Genomic DNA, 20,397 nt, shown 5'->3' on the forward strand with positions numbered 1-20,397 from the left:
CATGGCTGCCACCGAGATTTCCGTCGACCACATCGCCCGCGTCGAGGGCCATGGCGACATTCGCCTGACCATCGAGGACGGCCAGGTCACCACCTGCGAGATGGTCGTGGTGGAGCCGGCGCGCCTGTTCGAGTCCATGGTGCGGCACCGTTCTTTCGAGGAGGTGCCCTACATCGCCTCCCGCGTCTGCGGCATCTGCTCGTCAAGCCATGTGGTCACCGACCTGCGCGCTATCGAGCAGGTGTTCGGCGTGGAAGTGACCGACCGCACCGAGGCCTTGCGCGAGCTGCTCATTTACGGTTCCTACCTGCAGAACCACGGCACGCATCTGTTCGTGTTCGCCGCTCCCGACTTCCTCGGCCACAAGTCGGTGTTCCCCTTGGCCGAGGCCAATCCGGAGCTGTTCGAGAAGGCCCTCGGGCTGAAGGCGCTGGGCAACGAGCTCTGCACGTTGGTGGGCGGGCGCTCCATCCACCCCATCACGGCGGTGGTGGGCGGCTTCACCCACGAGATTTCCGCCGATGAGTACCTGCGTCTGGCCGAGGCCATGGACGACACGCGCGAGTTCGCCTTGGCGAGCGTCGATTTGTTCCGCGATTTCGATACCGTGGACGTGCGGACCGAAGGCGACCTGCTCGCCATGGTAGAGCCCGGCGCCTACCCGGTGTGCACCTCCGACACCCTGCGCTTCGTGCGGGAGGGCTACGAGTTCAACGCCCAGGATGTGGAAGACGAGATCGAGGAGTACCCGGTGGGGCATTCCGCCGCCTTCCTCGCCCGGGCCCGCCGCACGGGCCGTCCTTACCTGACCGCCGCCCTTGCCCGCGTGAACGCGAGTTGGGACGCGCTTTCCAAGGATGCCCGCTACGCCGCCGCCAAGGCCGGCCTGCGCCCGCCGGAGTACAACCCGTTTGCCAACAACATCGCCCAGGCGGTGGAGCTGGTGGACGTGCTCGACCGCTGCGCCGCGCTCTGCCGCCGCCTCGCGGCCGACGAGTTCGAGGGCGGAAGCGAGCCCGTGAAGTTCGACGTGCGCGCTGGCCGCGGCGTGGGATTTACCGAGGCTCCGCGCGGCGCCCTGTTCCACATCCTCGATATCGACGAGGGCGGTCGCGTGCAGCGCGCCTCCATCATGACGCCCACGGCCCAGAACATCGCGAATTTGGAGGCGGACATGCGCCAGCTCGCCGAGAAGATGGTCGCCGGCGCCTACGACGCCGACCTCATCCGCCTCGAAGTAGAAAAACTCGTCCGCGCCTACGACCCCTGCCTCTCCTGCAGCGTCCATTAGAACGCACGGGGTGCCGCGCAACGGCGGCGGGGTGACCCGTGCTCAAGCAGTGGCTCGCTCGGCGGAACAGTCCACTGGACTGTTCCGTTCGCTGCGCAACCTGCGCGCGGGTCACCCCGCCGCCGTTGCGCGGCAACGATTCGCCGCCGCTTCGCCCGGACGAAATCCCTTACACCTATGGAGTTTCTACATCTGAACGGGGCCTGTGATAAAATCTAAGGCTGACTGTAACCTATACGTATCCGAAGGGTTTGCCTGTATGTCATTCCTTGATTGGTTTTCGGGCCTGACCGGTCAGATGTCCGCGGACATGGCCATCGATTTGGGCACTGCCAATACCCTCGTTGCCATTACCGGGGAGGGCATCGTCATCAACGAGCCTTCCGTTGTCGCTATAGAGAAATCCACGCAGCGCGTGCTGGCTGTCGGCCATGAGGCCAAGAACATGATCAACCACACGCCCGACGCGTTTTCCGCCGAGCATCCGCTGAAGGACGGCGTCATCGCCGACTACGACGTGACCGAGGCGATGATCAGCGCCTTCATCAACAAGGCGGCTGAGCGCAAGTACCCTTGGCAGCCGAAGCCCCGTATCGTGGTGTGCATCCCCTGCGGCGCCACTTCCGTCGAGAAGCGCGCCGTGTTCGAGGCTACCATTCAAGCCGGTGCCCGCCAGGCCTACCTCATCGAGGAGCCCATGGCCGCCGCCATGGGTGCCGATTTGCCCGTCACCGAGCCCACCGGCTCCATGGTGGTCGATATCGGCGGCGGCACGACGGAGGTGGCCGTCATCTCGCTCGGCGGCATCGTGACCTCCTCCAGCCTGCGCCTTGCGGGCAATCGCTTGGACGAGGCCATCGCCATGCACCTGCGCGACCTGCTCGGCATCAAGATCGGCGAGCGCACGGCCGAGGTCATCAAGATCAAGATCGGCTCCATCCTGCCGTTCGAGGACGGTCGCGAGCGCGATATGATCATCTCCGGCCAGGACGTGTACACCGAGCAGCCCAAGGAAGTCACCATTCAGTCCGAGGATGTGCGCGCGGCCCTTCAGGCTCCCATCGAGGAAATGGTGCTCCACATCAAGGATACCTTCAAGAAGACCAACCCCGACCTGGCCAGCGACATCATCCAAAACGGCATCCTGCTCACGGGCGGCGGCGGTCTGCTTTCCGGGCTTGATCGCTATCTCACCGACAAGCTTGAGATTCCCGTGTGGGTGTCCGAGACGGCGCTCACCAACGTGGTCTCCGGCTGCCTGAAGGTGCTCGAGACGCCGACGGCCCTCAAGCAGACGCTCATGCGCTCGAAGTAGGCATCGCGCTTCTCATGGCACTTAACTTCCAGCAACACAGCCCGGCCTCCACAGGCCGGGTGTCTCTTATTGTCGCTTTGGCGCTATCGCTCGTGTGCATCGGCCTGTACCAGGCCGAGGGCGCCGGCGGGCCGCTGCATGGGCTGCAATCCGCGGTGGAGGGGGCCATGGCGCCCCTGCAGCGGGCGAGCGCGCCTTTGACCGAGGCGGTGGACGACGCCGGTGCGGCGGCGGCCGAGGGCGGCGTGACCGAGGAGACCTACGCCACCCTGCGCGCCCAAAACGAGCAGCTCGTCCAGCAGCTCGCCGCCGCCGAGGAGCAGCGTCTGGAAAACGAGCGCTTGCGCGGACTGCTGAACCTGCGGGACATCTACGAGATCACCGGCGTCTCCGGACGTGTCATCGGGCGCACGACCGATGCGTGGAACCAAACGGTCACGCTGGACGTGGGTTCGAATTCCGGCGTGGAGACGGGCCTTACGGTGCTTGGTCCCACCGGCGTGGTGGGCCAGGTCGTTTCCGTGTCCGGCGGCTCCTGCCGCGTGCGCCTGCTCACCGACCCGCAGTCTGGCGCGGCGGCCATGGTGCAGTCGAGCCGGGCCGAGGGCATCGTGCGCGGCTCCATGGACGGTCTGCTCTATCTTGAGAACATCGGCGCCGATGTGAACATCCAGGTGGGAGACGTGGTGCTGACGAGCGGTTTGGGCGGCAGCTATACCCGCGGTCTTCTCATCGGCACCGTGGTGCGCGTCGAAGGCTCGGCGGGCAACGACACTCGCAAGATCGTCGTGGCGCCCAACGATACGGTGACGCTCATGGAGGAGGCCCTGGTGATCTTCTCCGCGGCCGAGGACGCCGCCGACCGCGCGGTGCCCGCCACGAGCGCCGGCGAGGGCGATGGCTCTGAGGGCGCTTCCGAGAGCGGGTCTGAGGGCGCTAGCCAGGGCGAAGGCGATTCCGGCGACGACCAGGGCGCCACCTCGGGCGACGGGGGCGCTGCCGGAGGCGGCGACGAGGAAGGCGGTGAGGCGTAATGGAGATTACGCGCGAGACCGTCGCGGGCGTCATCGGCGCCATCATTGCTGTGCTGCTGCAGATTGCCGTGGCTCCGGCCATCACGCTTTTCGAGGCGGTGCCCAACTTCATCGTCGCCTTCTGCATCGTGCGGGCCGTGGCGACGCCGGCCTCCTCCGGCTCGGCGATGCCGCTTATCCTGGGCCTTCTGTTCGACCTTATGGGCGGCGGCCCGGTGGGAGCTATGGCCTTTGTGCTCGTGCTGGTAACGTTTCTGGCCTCGCGCCTGTTCATGGCGCTCAACAACGATACCCTGTTCATGCCGGTGGCCATCATGCTGTTGTGCATCGTGCTCGTGGAAGTGATGTACCTGCTCATCGTCATGGTGTGCGGCGCGGATGTGCCTATGGGGGACGCCTTTCTCTACCGCACCTTGCCCTGCATGCTCTACGATTGCGTCATCGGCCTTCTGATGTACCCGCTCGCCGTCCATGTGATGGTCGATCGGCCGCGCGTCCAACCGGGGACGCCGCAGCTCCGCTAGGAAGGAGGAGCCGTGCTCGTAGCCGTTATCGTCGCCGTTTTGGCGGCGGTCATCGTTATTGTGGCCGTGGCCGCGGCCCTCGCCGTGCGCGCCCAGAAGTCCTCGCCTTCGGTCGGCAAGGCCAAGGGCGTCTCCGAGCTCTCCACCGTCGGCGTGGGCACCTCGCCCTTCGAGCGCCGCTCTCGCGCCAAGTCCGCCCGCGAGGGCGAGGTCACCGTTTCGAACTCGGAGAGCGGGGCGGCCTCGAAAAAGCCCTCCGACGAGCTGGGCGTGCGCTTTGCCGCCTTGGGCGCGGCGGCCGTGGCCATCTTCGGTGCCCTGTCGGCGAAGCTGTGGTCCATGCAGATCATGGGCTCGGCCGAATACGCCGCGGCCGCCGAGAAGAACCTCTATACCACCGTGAAGACCCCGGCCCCTCGCGGGTGCATCTACGACACCAACGGCGAGGCTCTGGTGGTGAACCGCCCGAGCCAAACCGTCGTGGCCGATGCGGAGGTGGCCGACAACCGCGATGTGGTGCGTCGCTTGTCCACGGTGCTGGGCCTGCCCGTGAACGTGGTGCTTCAGCGCATCAAGGATTCCTCGGCCGGCGCCCAGAGCCTGCGCGTGGTGGGGGAGGACGTGCGCCTGCGCGACGTCGCCTTCATCGCCGAGCACGCCGACGCCTTCCCCGGCGTCACCGTGGAGGAGCGCTCCCAGCGCGAGTATCCCTACGGCGCCCTTGCGGCCCACGTGCTCGGCTACACGAGCGCGGCCACTCCGGAGGCTCTGGAAAACCAGCCCGAGGGGCGCGAGGTGCTCGGCATCGACATGATCGGCAGCGCCGGCGTCGAGGCCACCTACGACGCGTACCTTTCCGGCGAGCACGGCGAGAGCCAGGTGATGGTGGACGCCAGCGGCCGCCGCATCTCGGTCATGAGCGACATCAAAGACTCCAAGGGCAACGATCTGTACCTCACTATAGACGCCAAGGCCCAGTATGTGGCCGATAAGGCGCTCGCGAAGCTCATCGCGCCCTCGGGCGGCGTCATCGGCACGGGCAAGGGGTCGAAGGGCGCCGTGGTGGCGCTCGATGTGACCGACGGCGCAGTGCTCGTCATGGCGAGCTTTCCCACCTTCGATCTGGCGAACTTCACCGGCGCCATTCCCGACGCGCTGTGGAAGAAGTACGGCGAAGATGAAGCCTATGCGCCGCTTAACAACAACGTGGTCTCCGGCCAGTTCATGGCGGCCTCCACCTTCAAGGCGTTCACGTCGCTGGCGGGCCTGGAATACGGCTTTGCCACCGAGGGGAGCAAGTGGGACTGCACGGGCAGGTGGGACGGCTTCGGCACCGGAGACGTGCAGCGCTGCTGGAAGCGCGACGGCCACGGCACGCTCGATCTGCACGGCGGCATCGTGAATTCCTGCGACACCGTCTTCTATGAGATCGGCAAGGCCTTCTACGACCACGGCCCCAACGGCACCGGCGAGATTTCCGAGACGGCCCTGCAGGAGTACATCGGACAGTTCGGCTTCGGCGAGAAGACTGGCATCGATTTGGGCGGCGAGGCCGTGGGCGTCATCCCCACGCCGGCCTGGAAGCAGGAAGTGTTCCGCAACCGCCCCGCCGAGGCGTCCTTTCGCGGCGGCGACTACACCAACATGATCATCGGCCAGGGCGACGTGCTCGTCACGCCCCTGCAGATCGCCTGCGCCTATGCCGGCGTGGCCACGGGCCGCATCATGCGCCCCCATGTGCTGAAAGAGGTGCGCAACGGCGAGGGGGAGACGGTGGTCACTTACCAGCCCGAGGTGGAGCGTACCCCTGAGGTGAGCGAGAGCCACCTCAGCTACGTGCGCGACGCCCTGCACGGCATGGTGCAGGAGTCCCATTCCGTGGCGCCGCTGTTCGAGGAGCTGCACATCGATGCGGCGGGCAAATCGGGCACCGGCGAGAAGCAGGACCAAAACGATACGGCCTGGTTTGTGGCCTATGCCCCCTACAACGACCCGAAGTACGTTGTGGCCTGCGTCATCGAGCAGGGCGGCGGCGGCTCGGACGTGGCGGCCCCTGTGGTGGCCGAGGTCATGGGCGCGCTCATGGATTCCGCGGCCGGCGTCTCCAACGTGAAGATCGAGCGCGTGGCTGGCTCCCCCGGCGAGTCCGTTCCCATCGCCAACGACTCCGGCGGGCGCGAGGACTAGCATGGCCCAGCAGCTTCCTCAGATACAGTCGGTCCATCGCAGCCAGGGACGTCCCTCCCATGCCTCGGCGCGCCCGAGCGCCCCCTCGGTGCTCTCGCGCATCCCCTGGGCGTTTCTGCTCGTCATCGCGCTGCTCGTCAGCTACGGGCTTCTCGTGTGCTGGTCGGCGGTGCAGGGCGACGCCGACTACAACTTCACCCGCCAGCTCCAGGGCGTGGCCGTGGGACTGGTGGCCATGGTGGCGCTGTGGGCCTTCGACTACCGCCGCTTCGCGAACTTGTCCACGGCGCTGCTCATCATCAACGTGGTGCTTATCTTGCTGCCCCACGTCCCCGGCCTCGGAACCGATGCCGGCATGGGCGCGAAATCCTGGATCAAGATCGGCATGCAGGTGCAGCCCGGCGAGTTCGCGAAGGTGACGGTCATTCTGTACGCGGCGAGTCTGGTAGCCCGCTACCAGGGAACACTGGACGACTGGCGCGAGTACTGCAAGGTACTCGGGCTTCTGCTCGTGCCCTTCGCGGCCATTATGACCCAGCCCGACTTGGGCACGGGCCTGGTGTATCTGGCCATCTCGGCGGTGGTGCTCATCATGGGCGGCGCCAAGGCGCGCTACCTGCTCATCACGCTCATCGCCGGCATCGCGGCCATTGCGGCCGTGTTCGCCGTGGACGAGCTTTTGAAGTACCAGCTGGCCGACGGCACCTGGGAGTACCGCCTTCTGAAGAACTACCAGCGCAGCCGCTTGCTCGTGTTTTTGAACCCTGAGGCCGATCTTTCCGGCGACGGCTACAACCTCGCCCAGGCCAAGATCGCCATCGGCAGCGGCGGCCTGTTCGGCAAGGGGCTTTTGAACGCCACCCAGTCGACCCACGGCTTTCTGCCCGAGGCTCCCACCGACTTCATCTTCTGCGTGCTGGCCGAGGAGTTCGGATTTGTGGGCGTCATGGCGCTCATCGGGCTGTACGCGGCGCTCATCGTCGTGTGCCTCGGTATTGCCCGGCGGGCCGACAACCTCTTCGGCATGCTCATCGTCATGGGCGTCGTCGGCATGTGGCTGTTCCAGATTCTCGAGAACATCGGCATGGACTGCGGGCTGATGCCCATCACGGGCATTCCCTTGCCCTTCGTCAGCTACGGCTCGTCGTTCATGGTCGTGAACTTCGCGCTCATCGGGCTTATCGGCTCGGTGTACTCCCATGCTTCCACGCAGTCGAGCTTTGCTCGCACCCCCTCTCACGGAAGGAAGGCATCATGAATCTCCCCATCGACATCCCGGCCCTTTTGAAAGCGGCCACCGATATCGACGAGGCGCGCAACACGCCGTTGGCCGTATCGGTCTACATCGACGAGACGGCCCCCGGGGACGTGGTGGGCCACGTGCGCAGCGCCTTTGCGAGCGCCGGCGCCAAAACCCGGGTGACTATCGGGTATCTGGACGAGAACCTGCTCGCCGATCCCTACGGTGCCGACGATATGGCCGTCATCGTGGCGGGGGATTCGCCCCGCATCGGCGAGCAGGCGGCGCACTTCCGCAACGCCGGCATTCCCGTCATGGTGGCCACCACGTTGCCCCATGCCGTGGCCGAGGCCGCCGAGAAAGCCGGTTGCGCCATTCCCGAGGGCGATATCGTGGCGCCGGACATGACCGACCCTGCGCCTTTGGGCGATGCCGCCCGCGCCCTCGCGCGCCGCATCACCGCCGGCACCACGGCCAACGACGCGCCGAGCGAGGCGGCTGCGGAGGCTGCCGAAAATGCCGCGGAGGCCATCGAGGGCATCGAGTGCGCGCTGCCGATGGAGACCGAGCCCGCCTCGGCCGAGCCCATCGCGCTTGACGGGGACGCTGCGGCCACCATGGACCGTCGCATGGGGGAGTGGATCATCGCCGCCTGCAAGGACAAGCGCCTCGCCTTCGCGCTGGCGTTTCCTTTCGTGCGCCGTCCGCTGTCGCTGGACGCGGTGCGCGCCACCTCCATCCAGAACGCAGGCATCGGCGTGGTGGTGTTCATCCCCGGCGCCGACATGCCCATCATGACGCTCAACCAGGCGAAGATGCTCCTGCAGATCGCCGCCGCCTACGGCCAGCCGCTGTCGGCCGAGCGCATCAAGGAGCTAGCCGCCGTGGTGGGCGGGGCGTTCCTGTTCCGTAACATCGCCCGCTCGGCCGCCGGCGTGGTGCCGGTGCTCGGCTGGGCCATCAAGGGCGCTGTGGGCTTTGTCGGCACCGAGGCCATGGGCCGGGCGGCCATCGAGTACTTCGAGGCCGGCGGCGACATCGTCGGCGTGGCAAGCGTGGTGCAGAAGGCCCGCGACGAGGCTGTGGAGGCCACCTCCAAGGCGGCGTCCACCCCGGCAGGGCAGAAGGTGCTCGAGGCGGCCAAGGGCGCGGGGCTTTCCGCCTTCAGGGCCGTGCGCGGCAAGGGCAAGAGCGGGGGCGCTCGTGGCTAGGCGCGATTTGTGGCCGCGCGTCGAGCCCCTGCTTGCGCGCGTGGAGCGCCCGGCCCGCTACCTGAACCACGAGTGGGGCTGCGCGGCGCCGGTGGCCGAGGGCGATACCGCCTTCTGCATGATTTACCCCGACACCTACGAGCTCGGCCAGGCCAACCAGGCCGTGCGCATCCTCGTGAACGCGGTGAACGCCGCTGAGGGCATGGGCGCCGAGCGCGCTTTTCTGCCCGCCGTGGACATGGCCGACCTCATGCGCGAGGAGGGCGTGCCGCTGTTCTCGCTGGAAAGCTGCCGTCCCGTGGCCGACTTCGACGTGGTGGGCATCACGCTGCCCCACGAGCTGGCGGCCACCAACGTGCTGGAGACGCTGGATCTGGCCGGCATTCCGTTGCGCACGGCCGACCGCGCCGAGGACGACCCCATCGTGCTCGGCGGCGGCCCCTGCGCCTACAACCCCGAGCCCTACGCGCCCTTCTTCGACGTGATCTTGGTCGGAGAAGGGGAGGAGCAGCTGCCCGAGACCGTGGCGCTCGTCGGCGATCTGCGGGCGTCGGGCGCCTCGCGCGCCGAGATTCTGCGCGAGATTGCGCGGGAGGTGGGCGGCGCCTACGTGCCGAGTCTGTACCGCTGGCGCGACGAGTCCGAGGCCCAGAAGGCCGGCAGCTGGGCGGAGCCTTTGTTCGAAGACGTGCCCGCCATGGTGCACAAGCGCGTGTTCGAGGGGTTTGCCGAGAGCGACGCCCTCGAGCCCATGATCGTGCCCTACACCGAAGTGGTGCACGACCGCCTGAACGTCGAGATTCTGCGCGGCTGCGCCCGGGGGTGCCGCTTCTGCCAGGCGGGCATGATGTACCGCCCCGTGCGCGAGCGGTCGGCCGACAACATTGTCGCCGCGGTGCGCGAGGGACTGGCTGCTACCGGCTACGACGAGGTGAGCCTCACTTCTCTTTCGTCCACGGACCACTCGCAGATTGCCGAGATTCTCACGCGCGTGAACGCCGACTGCGCGGGCTTGGGCGTGCGCATCTCGGTGCCCTCCCAGCGCCTGGACTCCTTCGGTGTGGAGATGGCCGAGCTGGTGGCGGGCCAGAAGAAGGGCGGCCTCACGTTCGCGCCCGAGGCCGGCACCCAGCGTCTGCGCGACGTCATCAACAAGAACGTCACGGAAGACGATTTGTTCTCTGCCATCGACGCGGCCTTCGCGGCCGGTTGGCGACGCTGCAAGCTGTACTTCATGGTGGGCCTTCCCACTGAGACCGACGACGACATCAAAGGCATCGCGAGCTTGGCCCAGCGCGCCTACGACCGCGCCAAAGCCGCCGTGCCGGCCGATCAGCGCGGGTCTATCCGCATGTCGGTATCGTGTGCGGTGTTCGTGCCCAAGGCTCAGACGCCCTTCCAGTGGGACGGGCAGATCTCGCCCGAGGAAACCCTGCGCCGCGTGGGACTTCTGCGTCGCTCGGTGAAGTACAAGGCAGTGGATGTGCACTACCACGACCCGAAGACGTCGTTCGTTGAGGCGGTTATGAGCCGCGGCGGGCGCGAGGTGGCCGACTGGGTGGAAGAGGCCTGGCGCCGTGGTGCGCGCTTCGATGCCTGGACGGAGCTGTTCGACGAGGGGGCCTGGGCGGGAGCTGCCGAGGCGCTGGGCATCTCGCCTGCGGAAATCGCCCGGGCCGAGTACGGCACCGATTACGTGCTGCCCTGGGCCCACATCACCGCCGCGGTGTCGCCGAAGTTCCTCGCCCGCGAGCGCGAGCGCGCCGCCTCCGGTATCACCACGCCCGACTGCACCTTCGAGAACTGCTCGGCCTGCGGAGCGTGTCCTACCCTGGGCATGGATATCGGGCTGCAAAAGCTGCGCGAGGCCAAAGAGGGCGGCGAGCCTGCGAAGAACCCATACCGTGTGATTTTAGGGTCAGAGGCAAACGTCGAAGAGGAGGCGATGCTCTAATGGCCGATCCGCGACTGTTCCGTCTGCGCGTCACCTTCCGCGAGACCGGGCGTCTTGCCATGCTCTCGCATCTGGAGCTCGCCCGCGCCCTCGAGCGCGCGGTGCGCCGCGCCGGGCTTCCCTATGCCGTGAGCCAGGGCTTCTCGCCCCATATGCGCATCGCCTTCGGGGCGGCGCTTCCCGTAGGCGTCGGTGGCACGGCCGAGTTCTTCGACCTGTTCCTCACTGACTACGTGGCCGCGCCCAAGGCCCTTGCGGCCCTGCAGGAGGCGAGTCCCGCCGACCTGTTTCCGGTGGAGGCTCGCTACATCGAGCACAAAGACCCGGCAGCTTCCGTAGCTTGTCCGGTGAGCACCTATGAGGTGGTGCTTTCCGAGGCGCCCGCCTCGGTGGTTGTGCCCGAGGAGATCACCGTGGTGCGCAAGAAGAAGGAGAAGACGCTTGCCGTCGCCGACTTCCTTGTCGGCCCTGTGGAGCACGATGGCGCCACCGTGCGCTTCACCCTGGAGGCCAAGCCCACGGGCAGCCTGCGCGCCGACGCTTTCGCCCGCGAGCTTGTCGCCGCCACCGTGGCAGCCGGTTGCGCCCTCGCCACCTTGCGTCCGACAAGTTTCATGCGCGTGGAACAGAGGGAGGCTTAAAAGCGCTATCATAGCGACCGTAAGCGAGCGAAAGGACTCTGTATGAGCGATTGTTTGTTCTGCAAGATCATCGAGGGCGACATCCCCTCCGCCAAGGTGTACGAAGACGACATCTGCTACGCCTTCGACGATATCGAGCCCGAGGCGCCGGTGCACACCCTCATTGTGCCGAAGACCCACTACGACAACCTGGCCGCGGGCGTGCCCGCCGAGGTTATCGGCCATATCATGTCGGTGGTGCCCGAGGTGGCTCGTCTGAAGGGCGTTGCCGAGTCCGGCTACCGCACGGTCGTAAACACGGGTCCCGATTCTGCCGCCACGGTGAATCACCTGCATGTGCATCTGCTCGGCGGCACCAAGATGGGCCGCTTTACCTTCGAGGGCTCCGCTCGCGAGGCGCAGTAGGGGAGCTTGAGCCTTGGGCGGAGTCGTCCCGCGGCGCCGATGGCCCTGTTGGGAAGAGGCCTTTCGGGCGCTCGGTTCGCCGTCGAGCGCCCGTCGGGGAAATTCTCGAAAAAAGGGCTTGTGCGCGAGGGCGATTCTGCTAAACTATACGGGCTGCTGAAACACGGGGTGTTAGCTCAGTTGGTTAGAGCGCCGGCCTGTCACGTCGGAGGTCGCGAGTTCGAGTCTCGTACATCCCGCCATTTTTCAGAAGCACACCATTCGGGGTGTTAGCTCAGTTGGTTAGAGCGCCGGCCTGTCACGTCGGAGGTCGCGAGTTCGAGTCTCGTACATCCCGCCATTTTTCAGAAGCACACCATTCGGGGTGTTAGCTCAGTTGGTTAGAGCGCCGGCCTGTCACGTCGGAGGTCGCGAGTTCGAGTCTCGTACATCCCGCCATTTTGAACCGAAGTCGCCGTCCCAGTGGGGCGGCGATTTTTCTTTGTTAGAATGCGCTTCGAGAAATGATGACCCCAAAGGTGAGGGGATGCGATGATCTGCGAGAACATTCTTGAGGCGGTGGGCTCAACGCCGCTTATTCGCTTGCGGCATATGACCGGGCCCGACGATGCCCAGGTGCTCGTAAAGTTCGAGGGCGTGAACGTGGGCGGCTCGGTGAAGACGCGCACGGCGCTGCGCATGATAGAGGGTGCCGAAAAGCGCGGCGAGCTTGCGCCTGATTCCATTATCGTCGAGCCTACGAGCGGCAATCAGGGCGTGGGACTCGCGCTCGTGGCGGCCGTAAAGGGCTATGCGGCACGCATCATCATGCCGGATTCGTGCTCGGTGGAGCGTCGACGCATCATGGAGCACTACGGGGCCGAAGTGCTGCTCGTGCACGACGAGGGGGACATCGGCGCCTGCATCGAGGAATGCATCGCGCTCGCTCAGCAGATGGCTGCCGAGGATTCGCGCGTGTTCGTGCCCCAGCAGTTCGTGAACCGCGACAACTTGGCGGCCCATCGCGAGGGGACGGCGTCCGAGATTCTCGCAGATGTGGAGGCGGCCGGTCTTTCCGTGGACGGTTTCTGCTCCGGCTTCGGCACGGGCGGTACCATCACCGGCATCGGCGGCGAGCTGCGACGGGTCTTTCCCGATGTGCAGGTTTGGGCTGCCGAGCCCGAGCACGCGGCGCTGCTTTCGGGCGGCGCCATCGGCACCCATGTGCAGATGGGCATCGGCGACGGCATTCTGCCCGCCATCATGGACACCTCGCTCATCGACGAGATCGTCGTGGTGACCGACGACGAGGCGCTGGAGTGCGCCCGCCGCCTCGCGCGCGAGGAGGGGCTGTTCGCCGGCATCTCCTCGGGCACCAACGTGGCGTGCGCCCTGCGCCTCGCTCGCAAGCTGGGCCCAGGCAAGACGGTCGTAACCCTCGCCCCCGACACCGGCGAGCGCTACTTCTCCACGGCGCTGTTCGGGTAGCTTTCGCGCTGTTTGTCAAAAATTTGATACATTTCAGCAAGGTCGACGTTGTCGACCTCGGTTTTCTTGCAGTGCGATGTAAAAAATATGATACAAACCTCTGGGATTCGCTACAGGGCCATGGCCTCGAGGATGAGTTGGCAGCGGGTGCCGATGGGGGTCTCGTTGGTGTCGAGGAAATGGCGAATCTCGCTGCGGCGCAGGACGAAGGGGCAGATGTGCTCGGCGTCTTCGGGGCGGGCCGCACCGCCAGGCTCCACAAAGGCGTAGACCACCTGCACGCTTTCTTCTGACATGCCCGTGGATGAGAAACCGGTCTGGGGCAGCACGCGCACGGCGGTGTCTCCCAGATCCTCGCGCAGGCGGTAGCCGGTCTCTTCCTCAAGCTCGCGGGCCACGGCCTCGCGGATGGTCTCGCCGGCATCGATGAGCCCCGCGGGAAACGAGATGCACCAGGAGTTCAGCGGGTAGCGGAACTCGCGGATGAGCAGCACCGAGCCGTCGGGCAGCACGGGCACCATGCCCACGGCGTCGGTGACGGGACGCTGTCCGGCGCCGAGCCGGCGCAGCTGGGCCTCGTAGGCCTCGGGCTCCTTGCGGGAGGTTCCCTCGTATTCGTAGGGACGGCCGTCGGGCGTGGTGTAGTGCAGGATGTACTTGTTGATCCAGCCAGTGGAGACGGTCTCGATGGCGTCGAGCCGCGGGGTGGCGAGGGCGTCGCAGTGGGCCGTGGGGGAGAGGGCGCCCTGGGGCGCCTGCCGCCTCGCCGCCCGGCGCTCCAGCTTTACGGCGCGGGCCACCTCGGCCTCGGTGTCGCGGATATGCAGAAGGCCGTCGGCGGCCAGATCGGCGGCGTTCAGCAGCTGGATACCGGCGCAGGCCATGTCGGCGAGGTTCGCTTGCTGGGCCTCCGGCGTGCGCGATGAGGTGGCGTCGCGCAGCACGGCGACGTTGAAGCCGCGGGCAAGCCCGTCGTAGGCCGTCGAGCGCACGCAGTTGGGTGTGGTGGTGCCGGCGAGCACCAGGGTGTCGATGCCCTTGGCGCGCAGCATCATCGCAAGCTCGGTTCCGAAGAATGCCGACCAGCTCGGCTTCATCACGATGGGCTCTCCAGTGAGCGGGGCCAGCTCGGACGGACATTCCAAACTTTTGGGGTCAACGGCAGAAAGCGGGCGGCCGCCTTCGGCCCACGCCTCCCAGCGCACTGCTTCTACGTCGCTTCCGTCGGCAGCGTACTGGCGGCGCACGTGGAAGACGGCCATGCCGTGGGCGCGGGCCGCCCCAAGGGCGCAGGCGCAGGCGGGCACGCTGGCCGCGGCCCCGGCGATGCACAAAGGCGAAGCGGCGTCGATGAAGCCGTTCTGCATGTCGATGAGGATGAGGGCGGCGCGCGCGGGTTCTATCATGGGTGCTCCTTGGACTTCGGTGTGTGCTCGCTCCATTGTAGTACTATGGGAGCCATAAGCGATCGGGGGCGCTGCAGGACGGCGCCCTGTCACCTTCGACGAAAGGAACCCCATGATCGGATTTGCCATCATCGTGGTGCTGCTGGTGCTTTGCCTGCCCCAGGCGCTGTTCATCGTGCCGCAGCAGAACGTCTACATCATCGAGCGACTCGGGAAGTTCAACCGCACGGTGGGTGCGGGCCTGAATGTGAAGATCCCGTTCTTCGAGACCGTGGCCGCCAAGGTGGACATGCGCACGCGCCAGGAGCAGTTCGGCATTGACGCGAAGACCCGCGACAACGTGACCGTCACCATGGCCATCGCCGCGCAGTACCGCGTGAGCGCCCAGCCCGCCGCCCAGGGCCAGCCCTCGGGAGTGTGGCGCAGCTATTATATGCTGGCCAACCCCACGGCCCAGATGCGCTCCTACCTCATCGACGCGCTGCGCTCCTCGGTGCCTCAGTACACGCTCGACGAGGTGTTCGACAAGAAGGACGCCATCGCGTCGGATGTGAACCAGACGGTGTCCGGGCTCATGGTGGCCTACGGCTACGACGTGGTGAGCACGCTGATCACCTCGATTGACTTGCCGGCCGACGTGGAGATGTCCATGAACCGCATCAACTCCGCCCAGCGCGAGAAGGAGGCGGCCCAGTCGCTCGCGGAGGCCGAGCGCATCAAGGTGGTCACCGAGGCCCGCGCCCGCGCCGAGGCCATGGAGCAGGCCGGCCGCGGCATCGCCGCCCAGCGCAAGGCCATCGCCGATGGCATCTCCGAGTCGCTCGCGGTCATCAAGAGCTCCGGCGTGTCGGCGGCCGAGGCCAACCAGCTGTTCATCTTCACCCAGTGGACCGACATGATGAGCGAGTTCGCCCGCAACGGCCGCCAGTCCACCGTGGTGCTTCCGAGCGATTTCACCGCCACGGCCTCCATGTTCGAGCAGATGCTCGTGGCCCAGGAGAGCGAGGGCGAAGAAGAGTTCGTGGTGGTGGAGGACACCGCGAAGTAGCGCCCGCCTTCCGAGCAGCCGGCCGCAGCACCCTGCCGCGCACGTGTGCCGTTCGTGGACTTTCCCGAAATGGCGCGAAAATTCCCCTTGCGCAGGGGATAGGGGGGCGATATACTGTCAAATCGCGTCCAAACTAGAAATGATGCAAGACCATTTAGAAGTATAGAGTAGGAAAAGGCAATGGATATCATTCGCGCTATTGAGCAGCAGCAGATCAAGCAGGACCTCCCCGAGTTCCACGTGGGCGACAACGTGAAGGTCCACTACCGCATCACCGAGGGCAACCGCGAGCGTATCCAGGTGTTCCAGGGCGACGTCATTCGCCGTCAGGGCGAGTCGGTCCGCGAGACCTTCACCGTGCGCAAGATCAGCTTCTCCGTGGGCGTGGAGCGTACCTTCCCGGTGCATTCCCCGAAGATCGAGAAGATCGAGGTCACCCGCAAGGGTGATGTGCGCCGCGCCAAGCTGTACTACCTGCGCAACAAGGTGGGCAAGGCCGCCAAGATCAAGGAGAAGGCTTTCCGCTAGGCCTTACGTTTCGTACGTGCAAGGGCTCCTTCGGGGGCCCTTTTTCATGTCCGCTGCATGGCGAGGCGCCGCGCAGCGGGCGCTGAGGTGAGAGGAGCTTTGGGTGATCGATCTCACTGTCCCCGAGATTCGGCGCAAGCTGCAAGAGGCCGATGCGACCGCGTTCGCCGTGTTGGAGCGCTCGCTGGTGGCCGACACGCGCAAGGGCGTGCGCTCGGCGGTGGAAGTGGCGCGCCGGCGCATCGAGGCCGAGCAGGCCGAGGCCGCTCGCCTCGCGGGCATGTACGCCTTCGAGCGCGAGCTTGCTGCCGAGCGGGGCGGGTCGGTGGTCATCGGGCTCGACGAGGTGGGGCGCGGTCCCTTGGCGGGACCTCTGGCCGTGGGCGGCGTGGTGCTGGATGCCGACGATCCCATTTCGGGCCTGAACGATTCCAAGCAGGTGAAGCCGGAGGACCGCGAGGCCATCGCCGACGAGATTCGCCGTCGGGCGCGGGCGTGGACGGTGCAGTACGTGGAGCCGGCGGAAATCGATCGCGTGGGCATGACGGCGGCCCTGCGCGGCGCTTTCGCAGCCGCCATCGCCGCGGTGGAGGCCGGGGGAATCGTGCCCGACGTGGTGCTTTTGGACGGCAATCCGCTGCATTTGGATCCGCGCGAGGCGAACGTGGTGAAAGGCGACGGGAAGTGCGCCTCCATCGCGGCGGCGTCGCTGGTGGCCAAGGTGGCCCGCGACCATGTGATGGAGCAGTACGCCGAGCAGTTCCCCGGCTACGGGTTCGAGTCGAACAAGGGCTACGGCTCCGAGGGGCACATGGCGGCCATCCGCGAGCGGGGGCTCACGCCCATCCACCGTCGCAGCTTCTGCTCCTTTGCCGTTCAGGAGAGCTTGTTCTAACGTATTCCAATCCGGTCAGGGCTTTCGCGGGGGAGGGCCGCTCCGGCGCCTCGCGAGGACGCGGGTGCGGCTTGCGGGAGGCTTTTTTGGGCGTTTCCCGCGACGCTTGCGCGAGGTGCGGGCGGTGCGATACGGGAAGCCCCGCCGTCATTTCTGCGGTTTTGCGCTCGTAGAGTCTTCTTGTCCGAGAGGAAGGAGACCCTTCGATGGCCGCAACTGCCGAGGCGGGCGTGCTTGAACGCCCGGTTAAATCAGAGAAGAAGCCGAAGACGACGCGCAAGGTGAGGCGCAAGGCCCCTGCCAAGCGAAAGACGCCCGATGCAAACGCCAAGGGCGTGCGCAACCGCGCGCTGGGCGCCCGCGGCGAGGATGCCGCCGCGCGTTTTCTCAAGCGCAACGGCTACACGATTCTCGAGCGCAATTGGACGTGCTTCGCCGGGGAGGCGGATATCATCGCCGTCGACGACGAGGCGCTTATATTCGTGGAAGTGAAGACGCGGCGCAACACCGACAAGGGACTGCCCAGCGAGGCGGTGACCCGCGCCAAACGCGAGAAGTACGAGCGCATTGCCCTGGCTTATATCCAGGACCATTTCTTCGGCGAGGCCGTTGTGCGCTTCGATGTCATCGCGATTACCGTGCTCAGCGGCGACCGAGCCTTTCTCCGCCACCATCTGGGCGCCTACTCGGCAGGCTGCTAGGCCATGGGACGGGGACAGTGCGCCGTCATGGGCGCGGCGGTTCGCGGGGTGGACGTGGTGCCCGTGCGGGTTGAGGTGGTCGTGTCCGGCGGTCTTCCCGGCATGGCCATCGTCGGCATGCCGGACGCGGCCATCCAAGAGGCCAAGGAACGGGTGCGCGCCGCGGTGAGGGCGGCGGGGTTTTCCATGCCCGGGGAGAAGATCGTCGTGAACTTGGCGCCGAGCCATCTGCGCAAGACGGGCTCGGGCTTCGATCTTCCCATCGCGCTCGGCATCCTGGCGGCAACGGGGCAGATTGACCCGGCCTGGGTGCGCGATACGCTCTATGTGGGGGAGCTGTCCCTGGACGGGCGAGTGCGCCCGGTGACCGGAGCGCTCGCCTGCGCCATCTGCGCGCGCCGGCTCGGGCTCGACTTCGTCTGCGCTGCGGACAGCGACCCGGTACCCTTAGACGACGTGCGCCTTCTTGCCATGGACTCTCTTGAGCGTGCGGGCGTCGAGGGCGGCGCGGCGGCGGTGCTGCCGGCCCATGCCGGGCGCTCGGCTTTGAGCCTTCCGGAAGATGGGCTGGATTTCGCGGAGGTGTCGGGCCATGAGATAGCCAAGCGCGCGTTCCAGATTGCCGCTGCGGGCGGACATGGGCTGCTCATGATGGGGCCGCCGGGGTCGGGCAAGACCATGCTCGCCTCGCGCATGCCCACCATCATGCCGTCCCTCGGGCCCGACGAGATGCTGGAGGCGGCGGTGGTGCACTCGGTGGCGGCCGAGCCCATAGAGCCCCTCATTGCCGGGCGGCGCCCCTTCCGCCATCCGCACCACAGCGCGACGCTCGCGGGGCTCGTCGGGGGAGGAAGCCCTATTAGGCCGGGAGAGATTTCCTTGGCCCATCGGGGCGTTTTGTTCTTGGACGAGCTGGCCGAGTTCAAAAGCTCGGTGCTGCAGGGCATCCGCCAGCCGCTTGAGAGCGGGGCAGTGACGCTTACGCGCGCCGACGGCAACGTGAGCTTCCCGGCGCGGTTCATGCTCGTGGCGGCCACCAACCCTTGCCCTTGCGGCTATTACGGCGACGAGGAGCACGAGTGCACCTGCACCGTGCCGCAGATTCGCACCTACCAGAACCGCATCGGCGGCCCGCTCATCGACCGCATCGACCTGCATCTGGACGTACGGCGCATCAAGCCCTCGGAAGTGCTGGGGAACCGTTGCGGCACGGGCTCGGCGAAGCTGCGCGAGGGAGTGCTGGCCGCCCGCGCCTTCGCGGACTGGCGGCGGGCGCGCCAAAGCGAGCAGGAGCAGCAGGACTGGGCCGCCGCGCTCTCCGACGAGGCGCGCGGGTTCATGGTGGCCCAGGCCGAGCTGCACGCCATGAGCGGCAGGGCCATCTCGCGCACGGTGTCCGTGGCGCGCACCGTGGCCGATTTGGCGGAATCTGAAAGCATATCGAGCGCGCATCTTGCGGAAGCGGTCAACTTCCGCGTGCGCGATGGAATAGGAGGAAGGTAGACGATGCCCGTGAGAGAGATGGTACTTGAAGGGGAGCGCTTCGTGATCGAGTCCGTAGACGATGTGTTTCCCGAGGCGTTGGCGAGCATTCCCCAGCCGCCCGAGCGTCTGTACGGCGTGGGGAACGTGGGGGCCTTGAAAGAGGGGCTGGCCGTGGTGGGGGCGCGCCGCGCGACGCCCTACGGGAGGGGCTGCGCCAAGCGCTTCGCCACCTTGGCCGCCGAGCGGGGCGTGACCATCATCTCCGGCGGGGCGCGCGGGTGCGACGCGGTGGCCCACGAGGCCGCGCTGGCCGTCGGTGCGCCCACGGTTGCCTTTCTCGGGGGAGGCTGCAACCAGGTGTACCCGGCGGAGAATGCGGGGCTGTTCCAGCGCATCGTGAACGCCGGCGGGGCCGTGGTGTCCGAGCACGACTGGGACTTCCCGCCCAAGCCCTACACGTTCCGCGCCCGAAATCGGCTCATCGCCGGACTGGCCCGCGCGATTCTGATCGCCGAGGCCGGGCTCCCTTCGGGCACGTTCTCGACGGCGGACGAGGCGCTGTTGGCCGGGCGCGAGGTATGGGTGGTGCCCGGGGCTATCACATCGGCCGCTTCCCGTGGCGCCAACCGCCTGCTGTACCAGGGCGCCGTTCCCATCGTGGACGACGACGCCTTCGCCGATGCTCTCTTCTCCGCCTTCGGGTGCCTGAAGACAGAAGAGGTCGCCCCTGATTCTGCGGACGGCGAGACGGACGAGCCCTGCCGGGGCGAGGAGGCGATGCTCGCGGCGCTTCGGGCCGAGCCTTTGGGGATGGAGGCGCTGCGCCAGCTGGCCGAGGTTCACGGTCCGCAGCGCGATGCTTTCACCTGGCTCATGGTGTGGCTTGCCCAAGCTCAGCGCGACGGGCTCATTGCCCAGTACCCCGATGGACGCTATGGCCCGTGCCCAACGCTGAGGATGGCGGTGTAGGCCGTGGGTGCCGTAATGGGCGCCGCGGGCGCGGCTTGGGGCTCCAAGGCGGAATTGACGGGCGTGTCGCTGCCGTTGTTTGGTATTCTTTTGAGC

Annotated in this window: 18 protein-coding genes and 3 tRNA genes; 20 read left to right on the top strand and 1 reads right to left on the bottom strand. The window is 66.7% G+C overall.

Features of this window, described 5'->3' with window-relative positions; all coding sequences use genetic code 11:
* Position 1 precedes the first annotated feature (1 nt).
* The 14 genes from VJ923_RS05330 to VJ923_RS05395 all read left to right on the top strand — a co-directional run bounded on the left by VJ923_RS05330 (position 2) and on the right by VJ923_RS05395 (position 13,269).
* Positions 2-1,291, top strand: coding sequence for a Ni/Fe hydrogenase subunit alpha (locus VJ923_RS05330; RefSeq protein WP_326439304.1), 1,290 nt, complete (start codon positions 2-4; stop codon positions 1,289-1,291).
* A gap of 259 nt (positions 1,292-1,550) precedes the next feature.
* Complete coding sequence (mreB, locus tag VJ923_RS05335; protein WP_022739738.1) at positions 1,551-2,606, top strand: rod shape-determining protein; 1,056 nt, start codon at positions 1,551-1,553, stop codon at positions 2,604-2,606.
* A 14-nt stretch (positions 2,607-2,620) separates the two neighbouring features.
* A complete protein-coding gene (gene mreC / locus VJ923_RS05340) occupies positions 2,621-3,640 on the top strand; it encodes a rod shape-determining protein MreC (protein ID WP_326439307.1) in 1,020 nt (339 codons plus the stop codon).
* Complete coding sequence (gene mreD / locus VJ923_RS05345) at positions 3,640-4,164, top strand: rod shape-determining protein MreD (protein ID WP_326439309.1); 525 nt, start codon at positions 3,640-3,642, stop codon at positions 4,162-4,164. Before mreC ends, mreD begins: the two co-directional genes overlap by 1 nt.
* A gap of 12 nt (positions 4,165-4,176) precedes the next feature.
* Complete coding sequence (gene mrdA / locus VJ923_RS05350; protein ID WP_326439311.1) at positions 4,177-6,351, top strand: penicillin-binding protein 2; 2,175 nt, start codon at positions 4,177-4,179, stop codon at positions 6,349-6,351.
* Between the two features lies 1 nt (position 6,352).
* On the top strand, positions 6,353-7,609 hold the full coding sequence (gene rodA, locus VJ923_RS05355) for a rod shape-determining protein RodA (RefSeq protein WP_326439313.1): 1,257 nt from the start codon (positions 6,353-6,355) through the stop codon (positions 7,607-7,609).
* Positions 7,606-8,802 (top strand): YcjF family protein, encoded by a 1,197-nt coding sequence (locus VJ923_RS05360; RefSeq protein ID WP_326439315.1) that lies wholly within the window; start codon positions 7,606-7,608, stop codon positions 8,800-8,802. Before rodA ends, VJ923_RS05360 begins: the two co-directional genes overlap by 4 nt.
* Positions 8,795-10,756, top strand: a complete 1,962-nt coding sequence (locus tag VJ923_RS05365) for a TIGR03960 family B12-binding radical SAM protein (protein ID WP_326439317.1) — start codon at positions 8,795-8,797, stop codon at positions 10,754-10,756. The genes VJ923_RS05360 and VJ923_RS05365 overlap by 8 nt, the downstream gene beginning before the upstream one ends.
* The gene (locus VJ923_RS05370) at positions 10,756-11,397 is read left to right on the top strand and encodes a TIGR03936 family radical SAM-associated protein (protein WP_326439319.1); all 642 of its coding nucleotides are present in this window, start codon (positions 10,756-10,758) and stop codon (positions 11,395-11,397) included. The genes VJ923_RS05365 and VJ923_RS05370 overlap by 1 nt, the downstream gene beginning before the upstream one ends.
* Before the next feature lie 42 nt (positions 11,398-11,439).
* A complete protein-coding gene (locus VJ923_RS05375; protein WP_326439321.1) occupies positions 11,440-11,802 on the top strand; it encodes a histidine triad nucleotide-binding protein in 363 nt (120 codons plus the stop codon).
* Between the two features lie 165 nt (positions 11,803-11,967).
* Positions 11,968-12,044, top strand: a tRNA-Asp gene (locus VJ923_RS05380).
* A 21-nt stretch (positions 12,045-12,065) separates the two neighbouring features.
* Positions 12,066-12,142: transfer RNA gene (locus tag VJ923_RS05385), tRNA-Asp, on the top strand.
* Between the two features lie 21 nt (positions 12,143-12,163).
* Positions 12,164-12,240 (top strand) — tRNA-Asp (locus VJ923_RS05390).
* Positions 12,241-12,333: 93 nt separating this feature from the next.
* Positions 12,334-13,269 carry a PLP-dependent cysteine synthase family protein gene (locus tag VJ923_RS05395; RefSeq protein WP_326439323.1) on the top strand — a complete coding sequence of 312 codons (936 nt, stop codon included), beginning with the start codon at positions 12,334-12,336 and terminating at the stop codon, positions 13,267-13,269.
* A 110-nt stretch (positions 13,270-13,379) separates the two neighbouring features.
* Here the strand turns inward: VJ923_RS05395 and VJ923_RS05400 are convergent, their stop codons facing one another.
* Positions 13,380-14,675 (bottom strand): isochorismatase family protein, encoded by a 1,296-nt coding sequence (locus VJ923_RS05400; RefSeq protein ID WP_326439325.1) that lies wholly within the window; start codon positions 14,673-14,675, stop codon positions 13,380-13,382.
* Between the two features lie 112 nt (positions 14,676-14,787).
* Between VJ923_RS05400 and VJ923_RS05405 the strand changes: the two genes are divergently transcribed.
* The 6 genes from VJ923_RS05405 to dprA all read left to right on the top strand — a co-directional run bounded on the left by VJ923_RS05405 (position 14,788) and on the right by dprA (position 20,301).
* Complete coding sequence (locus VJ923_RS05405) at positions 14,788-15,723, top strand: SPFH domain-containing protein (protein WP_326439327.1); 936 nt, start codon at positions 14,788-14,790, stop codon at positions 15,721-15,723.
* Between the two features lie 180 nt (positions 15,724-15,903).
* Positions 15,904-16,251 (top strand): 50S ribosomal protein L19, encoded by a 348-nt coding sequence (gene rplS, locus VJ923_RS05410; RefSeq protein WP_326439328.1) that lies wholly within the window; start codon positions 15,904-15,906, stop codon positions 16,249-16,251.
* Positions 16,252-16,357: 106 nt separating this feature from the next.
* Positions 16,358-17,146, top strand: a complete 789-nt coding sequence (locus VJ923_RS05415; protein WP_326439652.1) for a ribonuclease HII — start codon at positions 16,358-16,360, stop codon at positions 17,144-17,146.
* 206 nt (positions 17,147-17,352) lie between these two features.
* Positions 17,353-17,847, top strand: coding sequence for a YraN family protein (locus tag VJ923_RS05420; RefSeq protein ID WP_326439330.1), 495 nt, complete (start codon positions 17,353-17,355; stop codon positions 17,845-17,847).
* A 3-nt stretch (positions 17,848-17,850) separates the two neighbouring features.
* On the top strand, positions 17,851-19,350 hold the full coding sequence (locus VJ923_RS05425) for a YifB family Mg chelatase-like AAA ATPase (RefSeq protein WP_326439332.1): 1,500 nt from the start codon (positions 17,851-17,853) through the stop codon (positions 19,348-19,350).
* A gap of 3 nt (positions 19,351-19,353) precedes the next feature.
* Entirely contained in the window at positions 19,354-20,301 is a 948-nt protein-coding gene (gene dprA / locus VJ923_RS05430) for a DNA-processing protein DprA (RefSeq protein WP_326439334.1), read from the top strand.
* Positions 20,302-20,397: the final 96 nt, after the last annotated feature.

It is taken from the genome of Adlercreutzia shanghongiae (genome assembly GCF_035830635.1).
GTDB lineage: Bacteria > Actinomycetota > Coriobacteriia > Coriobacteriales > Eggerthellaceae > Adlercreutzia > Adlercreutzia shanghongiae.